Here is a 2,512-nt window from a genome sequence, read left to right on the forward strand (position 1 = left end):
GCTGACGGCGACGCGCCGGGGCCTACGTCGCCGGTGGCCATCGCGCCGCGGACCGCGGCCAGGCCGCTGGCCAGCCGGATCTCCTCGAGGGCCGGGATGTCCCAGCACTCGGTCGCGTTGACCGTGACGGCCATCGGGCCCGCGCCCGCGCGGCGGACCCGGCCGCGGACAAGCAGCAGCCAGGAGCCGAACAGCCGCGCCGCGCACCGGTCCTGCACCGACTCGAAGAACGCCAGGTCCACCAGCCCGGCCGCGTCGTCGAGCGACGCGAAGATGATCCGCTGCCCGGACCGGACCGCCGGGGTCTGCGTCGCGACCTTCACGCCGGCGACCAGCACCGTCTCGCCGTTCTCTTGGTCGTCTAGCTCTGTCGAGCGGACCACGCCGAGCCCGGCCAGCAGGTCCGCGTAGAAGTCGAGCACGTGCCTGCTGATGTCGAAGCCGAGGATCTCGAGTTCGGCGGCGACGCGTTCATCGGGCTCGAGCTCGCGCAGCTGGCCCGCGGGCACCAGGCCGGCCATGCCGTCGGCCGCCTCCGCGTCGCCGAAAAGGTCGAGGGTGGGAGCCGGTCCCGGCCGCGCGGGAGAGTCCTGCCTGGCGAGCACGCCGACCCTGGCGAGCAGGTCCCGCCTGGTCGGGCGCTCGGGAGCGGGGGCGGGGGCGGGGGCGGAGGCGTAGAGGGAGTCGAAGGCGCCGGTCAGGACCAGGCGTTCGGCGACCGGGCGGGAAACTCGCGCGCGTTCCCAGAAGTCACGCAGGCAGGTGTAGGGCCGGCCGGAGACGATCCGGTCGATCTCGGAGTCGCTGATGCCCTTCACCTCGCGGAGGGAGACGCGGATGGCCGGGGAGTCAGCGGCGTCGACGCGCCACTCTCCGGCGGACGCGTTGACGTCCAGGCCGAGCACCTCGACGCCGGCCAGCCGGGCGTCCTGGACGATGACGCGCTTGGGGTACATGCCCGGGTCGTGGGTGAGCACCCCGGCGTAGAACGCGGCCGGGTAGTGCCGCTTCAGCCACGCCGACTGGTACACCGGGATCGCGAACGCGGCGGCGTGCGCCTTGCAGAACCCGAAGCCGCCGAACGCCGCCACCACCTCCCACACCCGGGCGACTGTCACCGGGTCGAAGCCGCGGGCGAGCGCCCGCGCGCGGAACCACGGCTCGGTCCGCCGCGGCCCGTCCTCCGTCGACAGGTGCCTGCGGACCAGGTCCGCGTCGGACAGGCCGCAGCCGGTCATCGCGTCGATGATCCGCAGCACCTGCTCGTGGAAGACCACCACTCCCCCGGTCTCCTCCAGCGCGTCGCGCAGCTCCGGGTGCGGGAAGCGCGGCGCGGCCAGCCCGTGCCTGACGCGCAGGAACGGGCCGATCATGTCCGAGTTGACCGGGCCGGGGCGGAACAGCGAGATGTCCACGATGAGGTCGGCGATGTTCCGCGGGGCGAGCTTCTTCACCAGCTCCCGCTGGCCGGGCGACTCGATCTGGAAGCAGCCGATCGTGCGGGACCGCTGGATCATCGCGTAGGTGTCCGTGTCGTCCCGCCGGATCGCGTCGAGGTCGACCGGCTCGCCCGTGGTCCGCCTGATCTCGGTCAGCGTGCGGGCCATCGCGGACTGCATCCGGACGCCGAGCACGTCGAGCTTGATCACGCCCGCGATCTCCGCGTCGTCCTTGTCGAGCTGGCTGAGCGGGAACCCCTCGGCGCTGCGCTGCACCGCCGTGCGGTCGAGCAGCGTCGTGTCGGACAGCAGCACGCCGCACGGGTGCATGGCGACGTGCCGCGGCAGGCCGTCGAGCTGCTGCGCGAGCTGGAAGACGGTGGTGAGCTGCGCCGCGGCCAGCCGGGAGCGGCGCAGCTCGGGGAGCTCGCCGAGCGCGGCGGTGATGTGGCTGGCGCGGATGTGCGGGAAGGCCTTGGCGATGGCGCCGATCTCGTCGGGGGGCAGGGACATCGCGGCGGCCACGTCCCTGATGGCGCTCCTCGCCCGGTACGTCTCCATCATGCAGACGCAGGCGGTCCGCGCCGCCCCGTACGCGTCGATGATGATCCGGTACGCCTCGAGCCGCCGCGCCGATTCCACGTCCAGGTCGATGTCCGGCATCGTCGCCCGCACCGGGGACAGGAACCGCTCCATGAGCAGGTCGTGCTCGATCGGGTCGATCGCGCTGATGCCGAGCAGGTGGTTGACGAAGCTGCCCGCGCCTGAGCCGCGGACGGCGCAGCGGATGCCGCGCTCCCTGATGCGGTCCGCGACGTCCGCCACGGTAAGGAAGTAGGGAGCCATGCGGGTGTGCGCGATGATGTTCAGCTCGTGGTCGAGGCGTTCCCTGGCCGTCTTGGCGGCGAGCCTGCGGCTGGTTCCCCGCGGGCGGTGGCCGGCCGACCGGTACCGGCCGCGGAGGATCGCGTCCTCGCAGCGAGCGCGGAGCTCCTGCTGCTGTTCGGCCGCGGTGCCCTGCGTTTCCGGGAGATGCCGGTCGCCGATGCCCAGGTCGGCGCCAGGGTCGAGGG

Annotated in this window: 1 protein-coding gene; it reads right to left on the reverse strand. The window is 73.0% G+C overall.

Annotation, left to right across the window (positions count from 1 at the left end):
* Positions 1 to 2,512, reverse strand: a 2,512-nt coding sequence (dnaE, locus tag WA805_RS24135) for a DNA polymerase III subunit alpha (protein ID WP_425243473.1), incomplete at both ends; no start/stop codon positions are given.

This window comes from Trebonia sp. (genome assembly GCF_049794275.1).
Classification (GTDB): Bacteria; Actinomycetota; Actinomycetes; order Streptosporangiales; family Streptosporangiaceae; genus Trebonia.